The organism is Salinibacter grassmerensis (assembly GCF_947077765.1).
Classification (GTDB): domain Bacteria; phylum Bacteroidota; class Rhodothermia; order Rhodothermales; family Salinibacteraceae; genus Salinibacter; species Salinibacter grassmerensis.
On record NZ_CAMTTF010000003.1, the window covers coordinates 140575 to 159959 of the forward strand.

12 protein-coding genes are annotated in these 19385 nt (G+C 63.5%); 7 read left to right on the plus strand and 5 right to left on the minus strand.

The window, feature by feature from the left end:
* Nucleotides 1-2: 2 nt before the first annotated feature.
* The 3 genes from OJB03_RS07880 to OJB03_RS07890 all read left to right on the plus strand — a co-directional run bounded on the left by OJB03_RS07880 (nucleotide 3) and on the right by OJB03_RS07890 (nucleotide 3747).
* On the plus strand, nucleotides 3-1592 hold the full coding sequence (locus tag OJB03_RS07880) for a bifunctional aminoglycoside phosphotransferase/ATP-binding protein (RefSeq protein WP_263786365.1): 1590 nt from the start codon (nucleotides 3-5) through the stop codon (nucleotides 1590-1592).
* A gap of 257 nt (nucleotides 1593-1849) precedes the next feature.
* Nucleotides 1850-2581: an HNH endonuclease gene (locus tag OJB03_RS07885; RefSeq protein WP_263786366.1), complete on the plus strand. Its 732-nt coding sequence runs from the start codon at nucleotides 1850-1852 to the stop codon at nucleotides 2579-2581.
* Nucleotides 2582-3291: 710 nt separating this feature from the next.
* Nucleotides 3292-3747, plus strand: coding sequence for a hypothetical protein (locus OJB03_RS07890; protein ID WP_263786367.1), 456 nt, complete (start codon nucleotides 3292-3294; stop codon nucleotides 3745-3747).
* Nucleotides 3748-4330: 583 nt separating this feature from the next.
* Here OJB03_RS07890 and pncA read toward each other — a convergent pair.
* The gene (pncA, locus tag OJB03_RS07895; RefSeq protein ID WP_263786368.1) at nucleotides 4331-4957 is read right to left on the minus strand and encodes a bifunctional nicotinamidase/pyrazinamidase; all 627 of its coding nucleotides are present in this window, start codon (nucleotides 4955-4957) and stop codon (nucleotides 4331-4333) included.
* 175 nt (nucleotides 4958-5132) lie between these two features.
* Between pncA and OJB03_RS07900 the strand changes: the two genes are divergently transcribed.
* The gene (locus tag OJB03_RS07900) at nucleotides 5133-6587 is read left to right on the plus strand and encodes an aldehyde dehydrogenase family protein (RefSeq protein ID WP_263786369.1); all 1455 of its coding nucleotides are present in this window, start codon (nucleotides 5133-5135) and stop codon (nucleotides 6585-6587) included.
* A gap of 530 nt (nucleotides 6588-7117) precedes the next feature.
* On the opposite strand, the gene OJB03_RS07905 is transcribed toward OJB03_RS07900, so the two are convergent.
* Nucleotides 7118-8935: a methyl-accepting chemotaxis protein gene (locus OJB03_RS07905; protein ID WP_480919090.1), complete on the minus strand. Its 1818-nt coding sequence runs from the start codon at nucleotides 8933-8935 to the stop codon at nucleotides 7118-7120.
* A gap of 715 nt (nucleotides 8936-9650) precedes the next feature.
* Here OJB03_RS07905 and OJB03_RS07910 point away from each other — a divergent pair.
* Nucleotides 9651-11591, plus strand: a complete 1941-nt coding sequence (locus OJB03_RS07910; protein ID WP_263786371.1) for a serine/threonine-protein kinase — start codon at nucleotides 9651-9653, stop codon at nucleotides 11589-11591.
* A gap of 16 nt (nucleotides 11592-11607) precedes the next feature.
* Here the strand turns inward: OJB03_RS07910 and OJB03_RS07915 are convergent, their stop codons facing one another.
* From OJB03_RS07915 to OJB03_RS07925, 3 genes are all read right to left on the minus strand, one after another.
* Nucleotides 11608-13629 (minus strand): T9SS type A sorting domain-containing protein, encoded by a 2022-nt coding sequence (locus OJB03_RS07915; protein ID WP_263786372.1) that lies wholly within the window; start codon nucleotides 13627-13629, stop codon nucleotides 11608-11610.
* 47 nt (nucleotides 13630-13676) lie between these two features.
* Entirely contained in the window at nucleotides 13677-14063 is a 387-nt protein-coding gene (locus tag OJB03_RS07920; RefSeq protein ID WP_263786373.1) for a hypothetical protein, read from the minus strand.
* A gap of 336 nt (nucleotides 14064-14399) precedes the next feature.
* Nucleotides 14400-15977, minus strand: coding sequence for a hypothetical protein (locus tag OJB03_RS07925; RefSeq protein WP_263786374.1), 1578 nt, complete (start codon nucleotides 15975-15977; stop codon nucleotides 14400-14402).
* 383 nt (nucleotides 15978-16360) lie between these two features.
* Here OJB03_RS07925 and OJB03_RS07930 point away from each other — a divergent pair, with 383 nt between their 5' ends.
* Together OJB03_RS07930 and OJB03_RS07935 are read left to right on the plus strand one after the other, a co-directional pair.
* Nucleotides 16361-17698, plus strand: a complete 1338-nt coding sequence (locus tag OJB03_RS07930) for a sensor histidine kinase (protein WP_263786375.1) — start codon at nucleotides 16361-16363, stop codon at nucleotides 17696-17698.
* Nucleotides 17699-17701: 3 nt separating this feature from the next.
* Nucleotides 17702-19381: a sigma-54-dependent Fis family transcriptional regulator gene (locus OJB03_RS07935; protein ID WP_263786376.1), complete on the plus strand. Its 1680-nt coding sequence runs from the start codon at nucleotides 17702-17704 to the stop codon at nucleotides 19379-19381.
* The last annotated feature ends 4 nt before the right edge of the window (nucleotides 19382-19385 follow it).

Here is a 19385-nt window from a genome sequence, read left to right on the forward strand (position 1 = left end):
GCATGGCGCCTTCCATCTCCGACCTCAAGGACGCCCTCTCCGCCCCCGCTGCCTACCCGCACGACCCGGACCGGATCCAGTTCGAGCAGACCCACATCTCCCTGGTCGCCCTCGCCCCGCCCCAGGTGTACAAGATCAAGAAGCCGGTCTCGCTCAAGTACCTCGACTTCTCGACCCTGGAGCGGCGGCGGCACTTCTGCGAGCAGGAGGTCCGCCTTAACCGTCGCCTCGCCCCCGACACGTACGAGGGGGTGGTGCCCATCGTGGACACCGACGCAGGCCTCCGGGTAGACGGCGACCCAGACGCAGGGCCCGTCGTGGAGGTGGCCGTGGCGATGCGCTACCTAGACCCGGATCAGTTTCTCGACGCCCGGCTGGCCCGCGGGGCCGCGTCGGCCGCCGACATCGACCGGGTCGTGCGTACCCTCTGCACGTTTTACGAGTCGCGCTCCTCGACGCCCGAGGTGGCGGAGGCGGGCCGCATCGACCGGCTGCGATCGGTGACGGAGGGGAATTTCGCGGAGGCGGAGGGGCACGTTGGCCACCTGCTCTCGCGCCCGGCCCACGAGGCGCTCCGCTTCTATGCCGACCGCTTCTACGATCAGCACGCCGCCCGCCTCCACCGACGCCGGGCTGGGGGATGCATCGTGGAGGGCCACGGCGACCTGCGGCTGGAGCACGTCCACCTCACCGACGACCGCGTCGCCATCTTCGACTGCGTGGAGTTCAACGACGAATTTCGGCACCTCGACGTGGCCAACGACGTGGCGTTCCTGGCCATGGACCTCGACCGCAAGGGGCACCCGGACCTCGCCCGGCGTTTCGTGAACCGGATGGCGGAGGGATTGGACGATCCGGGGCTGCCCACGGTAATCCCCTTCTACAAGAGCCAGCGGGTCCAGGTGCGGGGGAAGGTGCACGGGCTACGGGCCAACGAAGCGGAGATCCCCCCGGCCGAGCGGGACCGCAGCCGCGCCCAGGCCCGGCACTACTACCAGCTGGCCCTCCACTACGCCGTGGCGGGCCCCGAGCCGCTCGTGGTGGTGGTCATGGGCCGCCCCGGCACCGGCAAGAGCACCCAGGCCGAGGCGGTGGCCCGCGCCCTGGGCTGGCCCCACCTCGCCTCCGACCGCATCCGCAAGGCCCACGCCGGCGTCCCCCAGCACGGCCGGCCCGACGCCGCCACCCGCGAGCGCCTCTACACCGACGCCGCGACGGAGGCCACCTACGCCACGCTCCGCACCCGTGCCCTGCAGCGGGCCCGCCGCCACCAAAGCACGGTGCTCGACGCCACCTTCAGTCGCCCCGCGCAGCGCGACAGCCTCCGGACCGCCCTCCGCGCCGCGGACGTGCCGTACGTGTTCGTGGAGGTGATCGCCGGGGACGGGACCCTCAAGAAGCGCCTGCGCGAGCGCTCCGCCAAGGACGCCACGGCCTCTGACGCCCGGGCCACCGACTTCGAGATGCTCACGGACCGCTACGAGGCGCCCACCGCCCTGGAAGACCCGCGTCACGTCCGTGTCGGGACCGAGGGCGCCCCCGACCAGACCACACTCGACATCCTGAAGACGCTAATTCGGCTGGCGGACTGAGGCGGTCCGCAGGGCGCCCTCCGTACCGTTTGGCTTGATCCGTACGACGAAAATCCGTAAGGTGTCTCGACGCAGGAGGATCGGCATAACGTTGTTATGTGGATCGGTTCGGCATAATGCTTCTGTTGATTTTATAACCTACAGGGAGGCAATTATTTGTCACAATTCGAGACCCGTATTATGCCGATCGGCATAATGTGATATGGCGGAATGGATCCATATAAGATATATTATAGCGCCAGATCTGTGCTGATGTAATGAACAAACATGGACTATCTCGCACGATACCAGCTCAAGTAAAGCGAGAAGTACGCAGGGCCTGTGGTTTTGGATGCGTTATCTGTGGGACAAGCATTATTGAGTACGAGCATATCGATCCTCCATTCGCAGAAGCAAAAGAGCATGACCCTGACAAGATTGCGTTGCTGTGCCCTCAGTGCCATGCAAAAGTGACTAGAGGTTTTTGGTCGAAACAAGCAGTCAAGGAGGCAAGGCGCGATCCACACTGTCTCAAAGAGGGGTACGCGAGTGAGTTCATTGATGTCGGGCGACAACATCCCAAGATAGAGTTTGCCGGCGTTACACTTGTTGAGTGTGATATACCTGTTCAGGTCGGTGAGAAACCTCTTTTTCAAATCAAGGAAGCTGAAGAAGAGGGTGGACCATTTCGGTTGAGTGCAAATTTTTCTAACTCAAACGGGAAGACTAGTTTACAGATAAAAGATAATGAATGGAGGGTATTTACCGGAAATTGGGACGTTGAAGCAGTAGGAGGTACCATCACCATTCACGATGCTCCCGGTCAAATTTCACTTCAGCTCTCAATATCAGGCCGTGACACGGTTGCGGTTCAAAAACTCGACATGAAGCTAAACAGAATGCATTTTCATGGGAATACAGATAATCTCATAGTCGAATCCCCTGATGGCAGAAATTTGAGTTTAACTAATTGTATTGCTAGCAACTGCCATATTGGCCTGGCCCTATAACACTTCCACTACACCTGAACCCGGGCTGCTGCCGCTTTCAAGCGGTTCCGGTAAGGCAGTTCGACTTCGCTGATCGAGAGTGGCCATGCAAACGAATGGATACTTCGTTGTACGTTTCAGTTCGAGCGGCACTGAGAGCAACTGAACAGTTCCTCGCCCGGGTCGGGTGAGTTTCGTCATTATGCCAACTCGCGCGTGACAATGAGGTCGACACTTATCTCAGTCCCTGTTTTTAAACTTCTCTCTACGATGCAGAATCGGTTCATCAGTGCGTGGATTGGTGTTCTTATTTACAAAGCGATCGCCTGGTTAATTTCCCCAGAGGCTTACGCGTGGAGTGACGAGCCGCTTAGGGCGCTTATCATTGCATTTTTTGTGACAGCGGTTCTAGAGATACAAGACTGGTGGCTCAGCGAGAGCAATACCACGGACAGTAAGGTCGAGTCCAGTGAGGCAATTTAGCCACAGGAGGCCGTACGAAAACGAGCGCAACTTCTCACCCGAATGGACAACTTAAGATAGGAGGATTCCGTGGATATCGGAAAGTTGAAGCAGAGCACGGCATAACTCTCTATGTAGCTGACGAAAAGCGCGGGCCGTTTTGCCTCGTTGGTCCGAAGGGCGCGCTTCCTCTGCTCTATTCAGGTGATGTGCCGCGACTTTTCGCAAGCTAATCTACGCCGTTATGCAGACGACATAATCTCCCCATCATGACCGGCTCTCGTTATTTTCTACTTTTCGTTCTTGGAGCTTACATGCTTGTGGCAACTAGATGTGACTCTAGGAGGACTGCTGGGAGCTGCCAGGTAGAGTGGAAAGATCCGCTACTTCGTATCACAGAGGGTAAAGGCACAAGCTCGGGTGAATCGATTCCCGAGCTAATACTGACCGACATAACACGGGACGGATCAGAAGTGCGGGTTCCTCTACTATCCCTTCGCTCAGGAGCGACAGCCTTGAACGAAGATAGCCTCCGCTGCTCAATTCCTTGCGGGTTTGCTAATGACGAAGGCGAGTATGCTTTTGTGGTTTCAGCTGAGGACTACCAGTCCAAAGAGGTCAACCTTGGAGAGGTAGAATACGACGAACGGGAAGAAAGAGGCCCCTGTCCAGCCATTATATTTCGGGGAAGTCAAGAAGTGCAGATTTCACTTTCAAAAAAATAGCGTCTCCATAACCCTCGATGTAGCTGACAAAAAGTCCAGGCCGTTTTGTCCTCCTGAGATGAAAGTTGCATCTTGTGCTTAAGCAGTCCATGTGCCACGACTTTTCGCGAGCTAATTTCCGCTGTTGTACGGCGTAAATCTTCACTTTCCCATCACTAGAGTGTCAGGAGCCTCCATGCGTCGCGCATGGCTTTCCCACTCTTGACTTTGTTGAACCCCTTTCCATATCAGTGCGCTCGCCTGTGACCTTCTCCATGCCAATTCCGAGCAGGACCCAGTCTTTGGCTGCAGGCAGGCGTTCGGGACAGGGCGAGGTGCTGGTGCCACGATCTCCTCGACGCCGCAGAGTGAACTGTCAGACCTCGGGCTCAGGGGACGTAAGGACCCCGAATGCTGCGTCCTTGTGGGACCTCCCCGCAGCCAACTCGATGCGGCACGCACCGGACCGCGCCTGGCGTTCGCGGCCCGTGATGGCCAGTCGAGATTTTCGACGACCGTTGAGCGGGCACGACCGGAATTGCTTTCCGAATCTCTTAGAGACCGCGTGCAGGCCCAACGGCAATGGCGCTGTGGGTCGCATCCCCTACACCGCGGCCAGGTCGAGCGCAGCCTCCGACGAGATGACCTGCACACCGGCCTCGTTCATCTCGTCCCAGGCCTGCGCCAGCGAGCCGTTTTGGTCAATGCCACGGGTCGCGTCCTCAATCACGTACACGTCGAACCCTTCCTCGCGCCCGTCCACGGCCGACCACTTGACGCAGAAGTCCGCGGCGAGGCCGCACAGGTAAAGCGTGTCGATGCCCCGCTCGCGGAGGTAGCCCGTCAGGCCGGTCGGGGTCGCGCCGTCGTTTTCGTAAAAGGCGGAATAGGAGTCGATCTCGGGTCGGAACCCCTTGCGGACGATCAGCTCCGTCGGGGTGGTGTCGAGGTCCGGGTGAAACTCGGCCCCCTCCGTGCCCTGGACACAGTGGTCCGGCCACAGCACCTGTTCGCCGTAGTCGACCTCGATCACGTCCATCGGATCGTGGTCCGGGTGCGACGAGGCGAACGACTGGTGCCCGGCCGGGTGCCAGTCTTGCGTCTGGATGACGTGGTCGAACCGGGCGGCCAGCTCGTTCACCGTCGGGACGATGGTATCCCCCTCCGGCACCGCCAGGGCGCCGCCGGGGCAAAAGTCGTTCTGAAGGTCGACGATAAGGAGTGCGTCCATGGGAAATGGGGCGTCGTTGGTTCGAAAACGTCCGCGCGTGGATGTCGGGAATTGTGGGCTCCGAATGCCACTCGTTCGAATCCCGGCCGGGCCGCATTGTTGCCGGCCGCGCCGCGGATCACGGGCCTCGGGAGACAGGTTCGAGGGACCCGTTCTTATACGACTCTCGTCCCCTATGATGCTCGATTCCGCTTCTCCTCCGGCCTCTGCCAGTACCGACGAGATCGAACGCGTGTTTGCGGCCCAGCAGGCCCACGCCCCGGCGGTCCGCGCCACCTCCGTCGACCAGCGCCGGGACAAACTCCGGCGCCTCTGCGATGGACTCCGCACGTACCGGACCGACTTTCAGGAGGCCATCCACGCCGACTTCCGGAAGGCCCCGGCGGAGGTAGACCTCACGGAGATGAAGCCCCTGCTCGACGAGGCCCAGTTCGCGATCAGCCACCTCGACGACTGGATGGCCCCGGACCGGCGCAGCCACCCGGCCTTCTTTGCGGGGACGCGGTCGGACATCCACTACGAGCCGAAGGGGGTCGCACTGCTCCTCTCCCCCTGGAATTATCCCCTCACGCTCACGCTCGGCCCGCTGATCGGCGCCATCGCGGCGGGCAACTGCGCAACGCTCAAGCCCTCCGAAAAGACACCGCACACGAACGTCGTCCTCAAGAAGCTGATCGGTGAGTTGTACGAGGAGCGGGAGATCGCCCTGCTGACCGGCGCGAAGGAGGTCGCGCAGGGCCTCCTGAAGCAGCCGTACGACCACGTGTACTTCACCGGCAGCCCGCGGGTCGGTCGGCTCGTGATGAAAGCCGCGGCGGACCACCTGGCGTCCGTGACACTGGAGCTTGGGGGGAAGTCGCCGGCGATCGTCGACGAGACCGCCGACCTCGACCTCGCGGCGGAGCGCATCGCCTGGTCGAAGTTCACGAACGCGGGCCAGACCTGCATCGCCCCGGACTACGTGCTCGTTGACGCCCCCATGCACGACGCCCTGGTCGCCCGCCTGATCGACACCGTGGAGCGCTTCTACGGCGCGACGGCGGCGATGCGGCGGGGCAGCGACGACTACGCCCGCCTCATCGACGACGGCCACTGGGACCGCGTCGTGGGGCTCTTGGAGGACGCCGTCTCGAACGGGGCCACCGTGGCCTTCGGCGGGCACACCGACGCCGAGACCCGATACGTGAGCCCCACCATTCTGACGGACGTGCCCCTGGAGGCCTCCGTCATGCAGGAAGAGATCTTCGGTCCCCTTCTCCCCGTGATTCCGATCTCGTCGCTGGATCAGGCGGTGGGCATCGTCAACGAGCGGCCCAACCCGCTGTCGATGTACCTCTTCAGCGAGCGCGACGCGATGGTCAAGACCGTTCTGGGACGCACCACGGCCGGAAGCACCTGCGTCAACGAGGGCTTTTTCCACTACGCCAATCCCAACCTCCCCTTCGGCGGGGCCGGTCACAGCGGCATCGGGCGGGGACACGGCGAAGCCGGATTCCGGGCCTTCTCGAACGAGCGGTCGGTCCTGCGGCGCCGGTACGGGGCATCGCTCGTGCAGGCCGTCCTCCCTCCCTTCACGGATCGCAAGGAGAGCTTCTTGGCGGCCCTCCTCCGGTATTTCTCTGGGCCCTAAATCCGGGGCTCAAAGGCCTTTGGCGCAGCACAGAACGGGGCCGGGGTTCTAAACCCGGCTTGGAGCTCATCCCTGCACGGTCGACGCACTCACTACGGCTGTAGGGGGTTTCAGTTAGCCCGCTCGTCGCTCTCCTCCACTGCCAAGCGGGGCGCACAGTCGCTGACCAATTGCCAGCTCTCCCCTGTTTTTTCTCCTTCGATGGGGATAGAAATTCAAGCCGAGGAATCGCAGTTGGGCCGACGCAGCTTGGGCCGGTGTTCGTGCACTCTTGCCTCACCTCTGCATCCGGCCGTGCCGGCCGAAGGGAGCTCGATCCGAACAGGTTGTTGGACCCACTGATGCGGGACGTTGCCCCTTGACACTGGGGCCCTCTCCCAACCCCTCCACTGTGAAGCGGGTACGGTTCGACTCCAGAACAAAAAAGCCTCCTTGTGCCCATCGCCGCGGAAGCAGTGCAGACGCGCGCGTCCCTCGGGGCAACGATGTTGCCCCCTGCAGTCGACTGCGGTCCCGTGGGCTCCTGTCACCTACACGGTTGGCGCCCCATCTCCGGCCCGTCCCCCTCCCGATACGGCCCCGTTTCGGTCCGGACGACCGGACTCAACAGGAGCACCCGAGCTCGTGGCATTTTCAGCAACGGTAAATTGCTGGAGCCGCCGCTGTAGCTTCTCGGTGACGTTGTCCAGGTCGCCCGCAGTGTCGGATACCTCGGTCACCCCCGCGGCCGACTCCCGTGCGGCCGTCGAGATCGACTGTACGCTCCGGGCAATTTCCTTGCTGGTGGTGGACTGCTCTTCGGACGCCGCCGCGATCTCATCCGCCTGGTCCTCAACCCTCTGGATCGAGGAGACAATCTCTTCTAAGGTGCTGCTGGCCCTTCGGGACAGATCGATTCCTTCCTGCGCGTTCCGGTTGCTCCGGCGGGCTGCTTCTACGGCCTGGTCGATCTCGGATTGCACCTCCCCGATGATGTCCGCAATCTCCGACGTTGCCGCGTCGGTCTCGTTGGCGAGCTCTCGGACTTCCTCGGCGACGACCGCAAACCCTTCGCCTGTCTCCCCGGATCCCTCACCGCCGGCGCGGGCAGCCTCGATCGCCGCGTTCAGAGCCAGTAGATTCGTCTGATTCGCAATCTCGTCGATCGTCTCGATCACCTGACTGATCTCTTCGCTGGAGGCCTGAAGCCGGTCGATGGTCTCGGCGGTGCTCTGGACCTCCTCGGCGATCTCTTCCATCTTCCCTGTGGCCTTAGAGACAATCTCCCGGCCTTCTTGGGCCTCACGGCTCCCCTGACTGGCCGCCTCCGCGACCGACTGGACGCTCCGGGCATTCTCGCCAATCGTCTGGTTCAGCTCCTCGACCGCCGCGGCCACCTCCTCGGATTGGGCGGACTGCTCCTCGGCGCTGGCGGCCATCTGGTCGGAGGAGGAAGAGATTTGGTCGGCTGTTGAGGCGGTCTGCTCGGTCGCCGTCTTTACGTCACTGAGAATCTGCTGGACGCTTCCGACCGCCCGGTTGAACCCGTCGAACAGGCGGCCGATCTCGTCCTCTCGGCCGGTGTGAACCCGAACGGTCAGGTCCCCCTCCGAGAAGCGGTCCATGGCCTGAAGGATTTCCTCAACGTGACCGGAGAGTGCTTCCTTTTGGCTGCGAAGCTTGCTTGTGGCCTCCTCCACCTGCTTCTCGACCGAGCGCTTCTGCTCTTCGAGCTCCTCGGCCATCTTCTCAGCATCGGCCTTCTGAGCCCGGGCCTCTTCGGTAGCGGCTTTGGCATCTTCCATCGCCTGCTCCTGCCTGTTTTTGAAGACCAGAGCCAGTGCAGCAATGATAATGGCAAGTCCCCCGTACGATACAGCTCTATGCTCCGAAATAAATGCTTCGGCCGTACCAGTTGGGAATGCCATAGCACCTGTAGTATCTAGCACGTGAACAAGGGCAACTTCTCCAATAGTAGCTCCGGTTATTAGCCCTGCAAACCATCTCTCTGCCATCAGAAGACCCATGAGTGGAGCAACGACAAGCCAGGGCGTCGTGCTTGAGGAGATTCCGCCGTCTACCCAAACAAGCGAAGACATCATTACCAGCGTGATGACAGCAGTGAGCTTGGCCCCAACAGATGGAGCCGCCCCACTTTTGATTAAAACAGGAACGAAAGCGTAGGCCACCGTACCGCTCCATAGCACTGCAATTCCGGCATAGAACTCCCACCGGACGTACAGGGCCGAATAGCTGATCGACGCGGCCATGATGGCAAATGCCATCGCAATCGCCAGGTACCCAAGACGACGCTCAGAGGACCCTTCTGGAAGCGAGCTGGGGAGGAATAGATTTACAAAAGCAGTCATTTTATCGACCTATCTGCAAGGAGAGCACAGACTCAGGGATTCAAAGTGTTTGCTCATGCTTATCGACCTCCTAACACGGGATTTAAAGTTATCCCTCTAGCCTTGCCTCAAGACCCTGTGTCTTACACCACGTTTTCCATTTTTGTAATACACTAGCGCTCTATTTCTACCTGATATGGATTTCGTCTTGCGATTCAAATGTGGCGATTACGAAAGTTCTTTTACTATCAAATAATTGGACATCGTTGGGCTCTTCCGTTTTTTCGGAGGAGGAGGCCCACAAACACGACCCACCGATTTCATCTGGGGCGTATTCTTCGCCGCCTATCGCGGCTCACTGGCCGCGCCTGCCCTACCGATTGCGGGCTACCACCGCACTGGCCAACACATTTTCCGCACGCGTGGCGCATGAGAACCCCCCTTGCGTCCTGGAAACCTGCAGGGAAGTAGGTCGCCACAGACCGGCCCACATAAGACCTCCAGTTGACGAGAGAAATCTCCTCAAGGCATTCGGGCTCGCCCTCGTTTTGCATCTGAAAACGATCGTCCCGATACAGGTCTCCGCCCATGATCACGGCGTCTGGAAGGACGGCGTGATCGGCTTCGTTGAAGCAGGTAGGAACGGCTAGGCCGCCCCACGGAAGGTCGGTGATCGATTCCCGAAGTGGGCCGTGTAAGCAGGTGCCTCTTGGCTTCTTCTCGCTTTTCACCCCCGATGCCTGACCCCGGCGACGTACTGGACGGCTACCGCCTGAATGCGGTCATCGGCCGGGGCGGCATGGGCACCGTGTACCGGGCCACGGACCAGGCCCTCGAAAAGACTGTCGCCCTCAAGGTCATCGCGCCGCACCTGGCCGACGATCCCACCTTCGTGCGCCGGTTCCGGGAGGAGGCCAAGGCGCTGGCCCGCCTGGACGCGGACGGAATTGTCGACGTATACACCCTCCGCGAGACGGAGGAGGCCCTGTTTTTCGTGATGGAGCATATCGAGGGGCCTTCGCTACAGACCGTGCTGCGGCGGCGGGGCCGGCTGGAGCCCCCACAGGCCCTGTCGCTCCTTCGACAGGTGCTCACCGCCGTGGGGCACGCCCACGCCTCTGGGGTGCTGCACCGCGACCTCAAGCCTAGCAACATCCTCATCGACGCGGACGGGCAGGCGGTGATCACAGACTTCGGGCTGGCCAAGATTCTGGCCTCCGACGCCGACCTGACGGCAACACATGACCAACTGGGCACCGTCGCGTACATGTCGCCGGAGCAGGTGAAGGGCCTCCGGAACGTGGACACGGCCAGCGACCTCTTCGCCGTCGGCCTCATTGCCTACGAGGTGTTGACCGGACAGCTTCCCTTCGATCGGTCCGGGACCGACTTCGTCGTCCAGCGGGCGATCGTGGACGCCTCCTTCCCCCCTCCCTCGACCTATGCGCCGGAGGTGCCCCCGGCGGTGGAACAGGTGGTACTCGATCTGTTGTCGAAGGACCCGGCCGCTCGGCCGCCCGACGCCCAGGCCGCCCGAACCCGGCTGCCCATCCCACAGACCGCGGACGAGGAGCCGCTTCTCACGCCGGATACCCCACCCGCCCCCGACGTCGGCTTCACGGCTTGGCAGTGGGCCGGCTTGGCGGCGGGGACCCTGCTGATGCTAATGGGCACGTACGCCGGGGTGCGGGGCACCCTCGGCCTGCCGATTCTCTCCACTGCGGGCCCGGCGCCCTCGGAGACAACCCGAACGGCGGCAACCCCGGCCGGCCCGTCCTCCGCAGAGCAGAAGAGCACACCTGAGGCGAACGACACAGGGCTCTCCTCGCGCACCGGACAGGATCCCTCGACGGAGACGTCTTCGTCCGTAAATCCGTCGTCCAGCGACGAGGCGCCGTCGGATGAGTCGGATCCAAGCGCGGCCGCCCCATCGGAGGACTCGACACCCCCGGGCGCTTCTACCGACAACACGTCCGGAGCAACGTCCGCCCCCGACGACGAGCCGTCTCCCCCACCCGAGCCGGCGACGGGGGCCATTACGGTCCGGTCGAGCCCGGACGGAGCGACGGTGCGCCTGAACGAGCAGACGATTGGGCGCACGCCACTGACGATTGATGACCTGGCGCCCGGCACGTATCGTCTCCTCCTGGATCGGAACGACCACCGCGCTCAGGAGACGACCGTCCCGGTAGCGGGAAACGACACCACGGTCGTGTCGCCGACACTCCCCCCTCGGCCCGCCGTGGTGCGGCTGGGCGCCCGTCCCGACGGCACGGTGCGCATCGATGGCACTCCACAGGCCCCCACGGCGGACGGGCTCGTCGTGGACTCGCTGTCCCCGGGCCCCCACCAGATCACAATCACGTCTACGCTTGGCCGCTGGGCGATGGAGGTGACGCTCGATCCAGGGGAGACGTACGAGCGCACGATCGACTTCACAGAGCGCGTCGAGAGCGCAGTGACGGCCCGCGCGACGGGCGGCCCCCCGCTCCCCAACGCCACCGTCACGGTGAACGGCGATACCGTCGGGTATACGCCACAGCGCCTGCGGCTGCGGGTGGGCGAGCGCACCATCCGGGTCATGAAGGACGGATATATTCCTGCCGAACAGACGGTCCGGGTCGAACCGGGCATGGAGACGCCGCTCGTGTTCGAGCTCGCCCCGGAGCCCGAGTGACTCGCCTCTCCCACGGCTACTGCATCACAACGAGGCGGCGGGTCCGTGTGACGTCGCCGGCCTGCAGGCGAAGCAGGTAGGCCCCACTGGAGAGAGAGCCCCCGGTGTCCTGGCGGGTCCAGGCATAGGTGTGAGTGCCGGGCGCAACGGACTTGTCGTCGATGAAGGTAGCCACGCGCCGCCCCAGAAGATCGTACAGCTCCAAGGTGGCTCGGGTGCGCTTGGGGACCTGGTACCGGAAGGTGGCGTGGCTGCGCACCGGATGGGGCACGCTAGGCAGGAGTTCGACGCGCTCCGGCCGATCAGCATTTCGGCCGAGTCGCCGCTGCACCGCCGCGGTGGGCCCGACGAGAATCCGCAGGGACCGTGCGTCGGTCGCCTCGGCTGCCGGGAACTGATACGTCGGCGTCTCCCGCAGATTCTGCGTCTGATCCAGAACCGGGTCCACGAGCCACACCGACTGATTGTCGGGCACCGACGAGACGTCCGCCGCACGTATGGTGACTAGGCCGGACACGTTGGTCCGCACGTCGGCCGTCCAGGTACGGACACCGCCGCCTGTCGAGCGCATATCGCGCCAGAGCCCACCCTCCTGCGACGGGGCGCGAAAGCTGAGGGAGACGTAGTCGCCAATGGGCGGGGGCTCCCGGCCGTCTGCCGCCTCCACTCCATCCGTTGCGTTCGGGGCCGTGCCAAACGTGTTCGTCGGATCGCGCGCCTGCCCCACCCGAGCCGATAGGCCAACCGCCCACCGTGCGTCCAGGGTCCGCATCGACGACGCCGTGGCGGACGTTTCCTCTGGGCTCGGGTCAATGACAAGCGTGCCGGCCTGGCCGTCCGAGAGCCGGACGAGGTATCCCCGGTAGGGCTCAAGCACACCGCCCTCCTGATTGACGAAAGTGCCGTTGTAGCCAAATACGTCTTGGAGGGCGCCCGCTGTGTTCTCCACCCGAACCTGACTCAGCGGTACCTCGAAGGCGAATGGATTGCCGACGAGGTTCCACCCTTCCTCCAGCGGAATCTCGAAGGGTTGATCGGTGCGGATCGACGTCCCCTCGACCGGCGTCAGCGCCCCGCCGGAGCGACGGATGAACCAGAGGCCGTCGCCCGAGGGCAAAGACGCACTCAGGCTTCTCTGCTCTGCGTAGTCGCCTCCTGCCCCGTCAGTGGTGTAGAGACGCCACTCCGCTGGATCGTACGAGCCAAGGGACGAGAACAGGTTTGAGAGCTGCGGGTCATCGAGCCTACCGGGAAACGATACGATCCGGTAGGCGGTCTCGGCTGAGCCGCCCGGCTGGGAAAGCGGCTCGGTATCCGCCGTTACCCGGATCGAGGCGACGCCCTGCGCCGGCGCCTGCACCAGATTTCCGCCCGCATCCCGGGTTTCAACGACGAACTCGATGCCACGAAGGGTGGCCTGTTCTCGAGGGATGGTCGCTGCAAGCGCTTCCCCGTCTTCTTCCATCGTCGTTGACGAAAACGAGTCGGCGCCCCCCTGTCGGTACCGCAGACGCACGGATTCCTCGGACGGCACATTGGTGGCTTCTACTCTTATCTCAACATCCTCTTCTTCTGCGTCGACCGGCTCCGAAACCGGGACCGTCGGCTCCACAATCTGAAGGGTCACCGGGGGGTAGGGCGTGGCCGACGCCTCATTTGAAAACGACGACTCCTCCGTACGTGCGCTTCCACACGTCGTGGGGGTGTCTTCCGTCTCCGCAGCCTCGGCCGTCACGCGGTAATAGTACGTCTCGCCGTTGGTCAGGCCGCTGTCGGTGTACGAGGGATCCTCTTCGCTGACCGCGTCCACCTCGTCCACGCGCTTCCCCGTCAGATCTCCGGGGTTGTCGTCCGGAATCGATTCAGTGTCCCGGTATACGCGGTAACAGACCAGCGTCGTGCCGTCGTCCACCGTCGGGGCGTTCCAGGTTAATGTGCTCCTCTGGTCCTCCGGAGCGGCGTCGAGCCCCTGTGGCACCTGTGCTGCGGCTCCCAGGGGAACCATCACCAAAACAAGGATGAGTAACCGACCGGTCATGCAGGCCAAGGGTGGGTTAGCAGTACGTGTGAGGATGAGAGGCTTTTCTACTCGGGGAGCGGCTGCGGGGGCGGCAGTGGCTCCGCCCCGCCCCCGGAGTCGTCCCCTCCAAGCAGCAGCACCGCGGCCGTACCGAGGGCCGCCGCCGCAGCCCCGAGCGCCCACCGGACCCACCGCCGGTTTCCATCCTCTTCAGACTCGGCCCGGGCCCGCCGCTGCCTCTTCGCCCTCTCCACGAGGGAAACGAAATCAGGCCGGTCTTCTGATGGATCCGGCGCGAAGTCCGGGCGCAGGTCAAGGAGGCTTTCGACGGCCCGGCGGGCCGCTGCCTCGTCGTTCTGACCAAGATGGACAAAACTGAGCAGCCGGTACATGCGGGCCCGTACCGAGTCCGGCAGCGTCCGCTCCTGGGCGCACGGCCGAAGGCGAGCCACGGCGGCCTCGAATTCGGCCGCGAAATATGCCTCTTGCGCCTGTGCAAAGCTGGTATCACAGGCGGCAGGATTCTGAGCCTGGGCCGGGGACACACCACCCAGCAGGAACAGTCCCCACACGATCAGACAAGCCCAGACAGGGAATGAACCGGTCCACCGCATACGTCCAATTGAGACGGCCAAATGACGTTTTGTGTCAACGAGCGGATTATACAAGACACCGCGGGAGAGGGTTGCAGCCTTCACCGTCTCAATTTCTCGGGCGTGTAGAGGTGCTCCTTAGTTGCCGACGCCTTGTTCGAGGAGACACCGAGCCCCAAGGCCGTTTCTTCGATCTTACTCATCCTGATCGCCCGTGATGGGCATGGTCTCCTCCAGGTACGAAGTGCCGCTCCGCTGTACAGCGACGGACTGACCGCGCGGATCGAAGGTGAGCGACGGATGTCCTTCTTCCGAAGGCCAGCGGAATTCGATCTCTGCCTCGCCCTCGTCACCCCCCACGTCGAGCTCGCCGCGCGTCGTATCGGCGACCACGACCTCGTAGGTGCCCGTCGCCAAGTCCTCGACCTCGATCGCGAACGCTGCCTCATCGGCTTCCATCTCGAACTCCGCCTCGCCAGAGGCATCTGAGTCCGGACCGGTATTGTTGAGGTCAACTTCGATCTCGACCTCGTCTTCGTAATTCTCATCTTCTCCGTCCTCGTTCTCATTGTCGGTGCTCGGGACGTCTGCTTCCAAATACGGAGTGTCATCCTGCTGCACCTCCACGTGCCGGCCACGCGGGTCAAAGTTGAGCGACGGATGGCCGTTCTCGGACGGGCGGCGGAATTCAACCTCCGCTTCACCCTCTTCACCCGTCACGTCCAGCTCACCGCGCGCCGTATCGGCGACCACGACGTCGTAAGTGCCCGACGCCAGGTCCTCGACCGCAACCTTGAATTCCGTCTCGTTGGCCTCTTTCTCGTACTCCACTTCGCCGGAGGCATCTGAATCCGGGCCGACGTTTTCCAGGGCCGTCTCAATTTCAATCTCGTTTTCGTCCTCTTCATCCTCCTCTTCTTCGTCTTCCTCCTCTTCGTCCTCCCTCCCATCTCGGTCATCGTCCTCGAAGCCCTCGATGGAAGACTCAATGTTCTCTTCAATGAGTTCTCCGAAGGAGCCCCCCACCGGATTTACGAGCGTGCTATCGGCCCGCCGAAACCAGGCATCGACGTTGACTGAAAACGTAACGTTGTTTGCGTTGTCCGCAGTGACCTCTAGGGGCGGTTCGAACGCAATTTCCCGCTCGGCGTTGAGGTCGCTGGCGAACGTGAAGTCTTGAGCCGCCCCTCCGCTCGGTGTGTAGCGTCCCTGGACCCGGATGCTCGCCTCCAACGGAAAGTCCGTCCCCTCCAAGAAGTCGGGCGTCGAGGACTCCGCCTCGGGCTTGTGCACCTCAAACTCGACGTCGTCCCAGCGGCCCGCGGGCAACGTCGTGTCGACAACCACAGCGGGGGCGTCTCCGTCGAGCGGAAGCGAGACGAGAACCGGGCCGGACTCGACTTCGGCGCAGTTGTCATCGTCCGAGTTGGGGCGGTCCTCCGAAGAGCAATTTTCGTCGCCGTTGGCGCGGTCTAGCTCAATCTCGCGGACAACCATCTCCACCCGGTCGAGACGAAGCTGATTCCCGTCCGGATCAATGAGGGTTCGCTGGCCCGCTGCGGCCTTGCTGGTCGATGCGGTGCCCCCGGCCGCAGTGCCGTCCGAAAACGCCATCGAGACGGGCACCTCCTCCTCGGACCCGTCCGGCCCCGCCACGGTGCTTCCGTCGCAGGCCACGAGGCCCAGAACGAAGCCGGCCAGGATCAAGGGCCCGCCAAGGGAGCGCAGCAGATTCAAAAGGGACATGTTGGGGTGGACGAAGCTCAGGGACATAAGCATACCTTCAAGTTGGTGCGTGGGTCGTGGACTGCCTTCGTGCAGGCGTGTCACTCTACACAATGATCAAGCCCCGCGCCACTTCACGTTTTCTCTATACTCATTCATTAACGCTCAACACAAGGAGCGCCCTGAGCAGTCTTAGAGGGGTAGAGCCCGGCGATCTTGGCTAGGCTGTGCAAGGGTTTTGTGTCGGCATTGGACGACTTGTGTTTCACCGGTGTGTCTCGTGATACATCTCGCTTTCGCGTACGAGAAGACCCTGCGGGCAGAGGGTTCATTTCTTCGATTCCGGACGCCGTAGAATGGAGAGGCGAGCGGACCAACTGCCCCACGATTCGAATAGGACCGACGCTATTCAGCGCAATCCCTCGGCCAATATGTCTTTCCGGCGCAAAATTTTACTGGTGGTATTTGGGCTCGCCGTTGGGGCCGTGGTTACGGGGGGCGTCGCGGGGCTTACCCTCTGGTACGTACAGGTCGGGGCGGCCCCATTTTTGGCGGACGCGCCCGAGCTCAACGCCCTGCTCCGCCGGAGCCTCTGGCTCGTCGGCGGCGTCACGGGCGTCCTCGCGCTTGGGGCCGCGGTCGCGGGACGGTGGCTGCTCGCGTCGTTCCGGCAGTCCCTCCAGGTCCTCCGGGACGCCGTGGAGCAGGTCCGCACCGGTCGCCTCGATGCCCAGGTCTCGGTCGACCCGGACGACGAGCTCCGGCGACTGGCCCAGGCGCTGAACCGAATGACCACCACGCTCAGCCAGCAGACGGTCTCGCGGGACTATCTGCAGGCTGTGCTCGACTCCATGGCGGAGCTGTTGTTCGTGGTCGATCCCGACGGACGCATCCGTCGGGTCAACGCAGCCGCCGCAGAGGCCCTTGGCCGCTCGGCGTCGGCCCTGCGCGGAACGGCCCTCGACGATCACTTCAACACCGACCCGCTGACGTCCTCCGCGGAGGGCGCGGTCGAGCGCATCCTCGCCCCAACGAACGGCCCCGAGCGGCCCGTGCTCGTCTCGCGGTCGGCCCTTGAGCGGACGGACGCCACGCAGGGCACGCTCGTGTGCGTGGCACAGGACATCTCGGAACGGAAGGCCACCGAGGAGAAGCTGCGGCGCTCCCTGGAGGAAAAGGAGGTTCTCCTCCGCGAGATCCACCACCGCGTCAAAAACAACCTGCAGGTGATTTCGAGCCTGCTGAACGCCCAGGCCCGCGACGTAGAGATCTCATCGGTCGAGGACCGGTTCGCGGAGACGCAGGACCGCATCCGCTCCATGGCGTCCATCCACGAGCAGCTCTACCAGTCCGGCGACCTGGCCCGGGTCGAGTTCGACGCGTACCTTGAGGGCCTTCTGGATGACCTCTTCCGGTCGCACCGGACCGACCACATCGATCGCACCCTCGAGGCCGACGCCCAGCCGCTTTCCGTGGATCAGGCCATTCCCGCCGGCCTCATCGTGAACGAGCTCGTCACCAACGCCCTCGAACACGCCTTTCCAACGGGTCAGTCCGGGACCGTCGCCGTCACATTTTACGCCGATGAGGGCACTGCACGGCTCGCCGTGGCGGACGATGGCCGCGGCACGGATGGGCTCGACGAGAACGGAAGCCTTGGGCTCCGGCTGGTTCGAGGGCTGACGCGCCAGCTTCGGGGCACCCTCTCCACCGACCTCGACGACGGCGTGACCGTCACGATCACGTTCCCCACGAATCCGTCCAGCTGATCCATGCCTCCCCCGCCCCGCATCTTGATCGTGGAGGACGAGTTTGCCGTCGCCATGGAGCTGGAAGATCACCTGGCGGAACTCGGCTACACCGTCGTGGACCACGTGATGACCGGTGCCGCGGCAATCGACCGGGCGGCAGAAGCCGAACTCGACCTGGTGCTGATGGACGTACACCTCGACGGCCCAATGGATGGCGTGGAGGCGGCTCGCACCATACGGGAGGCCCATCCCCTGCCCGTCGTCTTCGTGACCGCCTACAGCGACGATGAGACCCTTCAGCGGGCAACCAACACGACGCCGTTCGGCTACGTCGTGAAGCCGTTCAACGAGCGAGAGATTTACGCCGCGGTGGAGGTGGCACTGCAGACCCACGCCCTACAGCGCCGCGTAGAGCGGGCCCACCAGGATCTCCGGCAGCTCCTGAACGGGCTTCGGCAGGGCACAGCGCTTACCGACGCCGGGGGACGCCTTCGTTTTCTGAACGATCCGGCCGCCCGTCTGCTCGATGTCTCTTCTGAGGCCGCTACCGACGCGCCGTGGGCTGACCTTCTCCCCGTCGACGACGAGACGCTTGAGGCACTCCGGGCCCGGATGCAGGGCACGGCCGACGCCGACGAGCCCGTCACCGCAACCCTCTCCCACGACGACGGCACGTCATACCGCGTCGAGATCGAGGTTCGCCCTGACCCGCGCGATGATGACCGTCACATTCTGGTGTTCTACGACGTGACGGAGGTCCACGAGCTCCGACGCATGCTCGACGACCAGTCCCGGTTCCACGACCTCGTGGGCAAGAGCGCCCCGATGCAGGACGCCTACGAACAGATTCGGTCCGTCGCCGAGGTCAAAACCACAGTGCTGATCCAGGGCGAGACGGGCAGCGGGAAGGAACTCGCCGCCCGGGCCATCCACGACGAGAGCCCGCGGGCGGAGGGTCCGTTCGTCACCGTCAACTGCGCCGCCCTCAACCCGGACCTCGCCGGCAGCCGCCTCTTTGGGCACCGGGAGGGCGCCTTCACGGGGGCGACCGAGGACCGGGAAGGATACTTCGAGGCAGCCGACGGAGGGACACTTTTTCTGGACGAGATCGGCGACGTGCCGCTCGACGTGCAGCGTCAGCTCTTGCGGGTGCTCGAAGAGGAGGCCGTCACACGGCTCGGGGAGACCGAAGCACGGCCGGTGGACGTCCGCATTGTGGCCGCTACGCACCGCAGCCTCGACGATGAGGTGGAAGCCGATCGGTTCCGGCAGGACCTGCTGTACCGGATTCGAATCGCCCGCGTCCCCCTCCCGCCCCTCCGCGAGCGCCGGTCTGATCTGCCCCTCCTGGTGCGCACCTTCCTCCGCGAACTTCGGGCCCGCACCGGAGCGGAGGTCGATCGCGTCGGCGACGAGGCCCTTCGCCGCCTGCTCAACTACAACTGGCCGGGCAACGTGCGCGAGCTGCAGAATGCACTGGAGGCGGCCCTCATCCGCGCGTCCGGCGATGTGCTTCGGGCGGACGGCCTGCCCCCTGAAATTCGGGAGGCGTCCCCCTCCCCTCCGTCGGCCCCTGAGGAGGCCGAGCGCATCCGGGCGGCCCTTGAGCAAACCAATGGCAACCGCACCGAGGCCGCCGAGCTCCTCGGCATCAGTCGGGCCACCCTGTACCGCCGCCTCGACGAGTACAACATCGAGTAGTCGA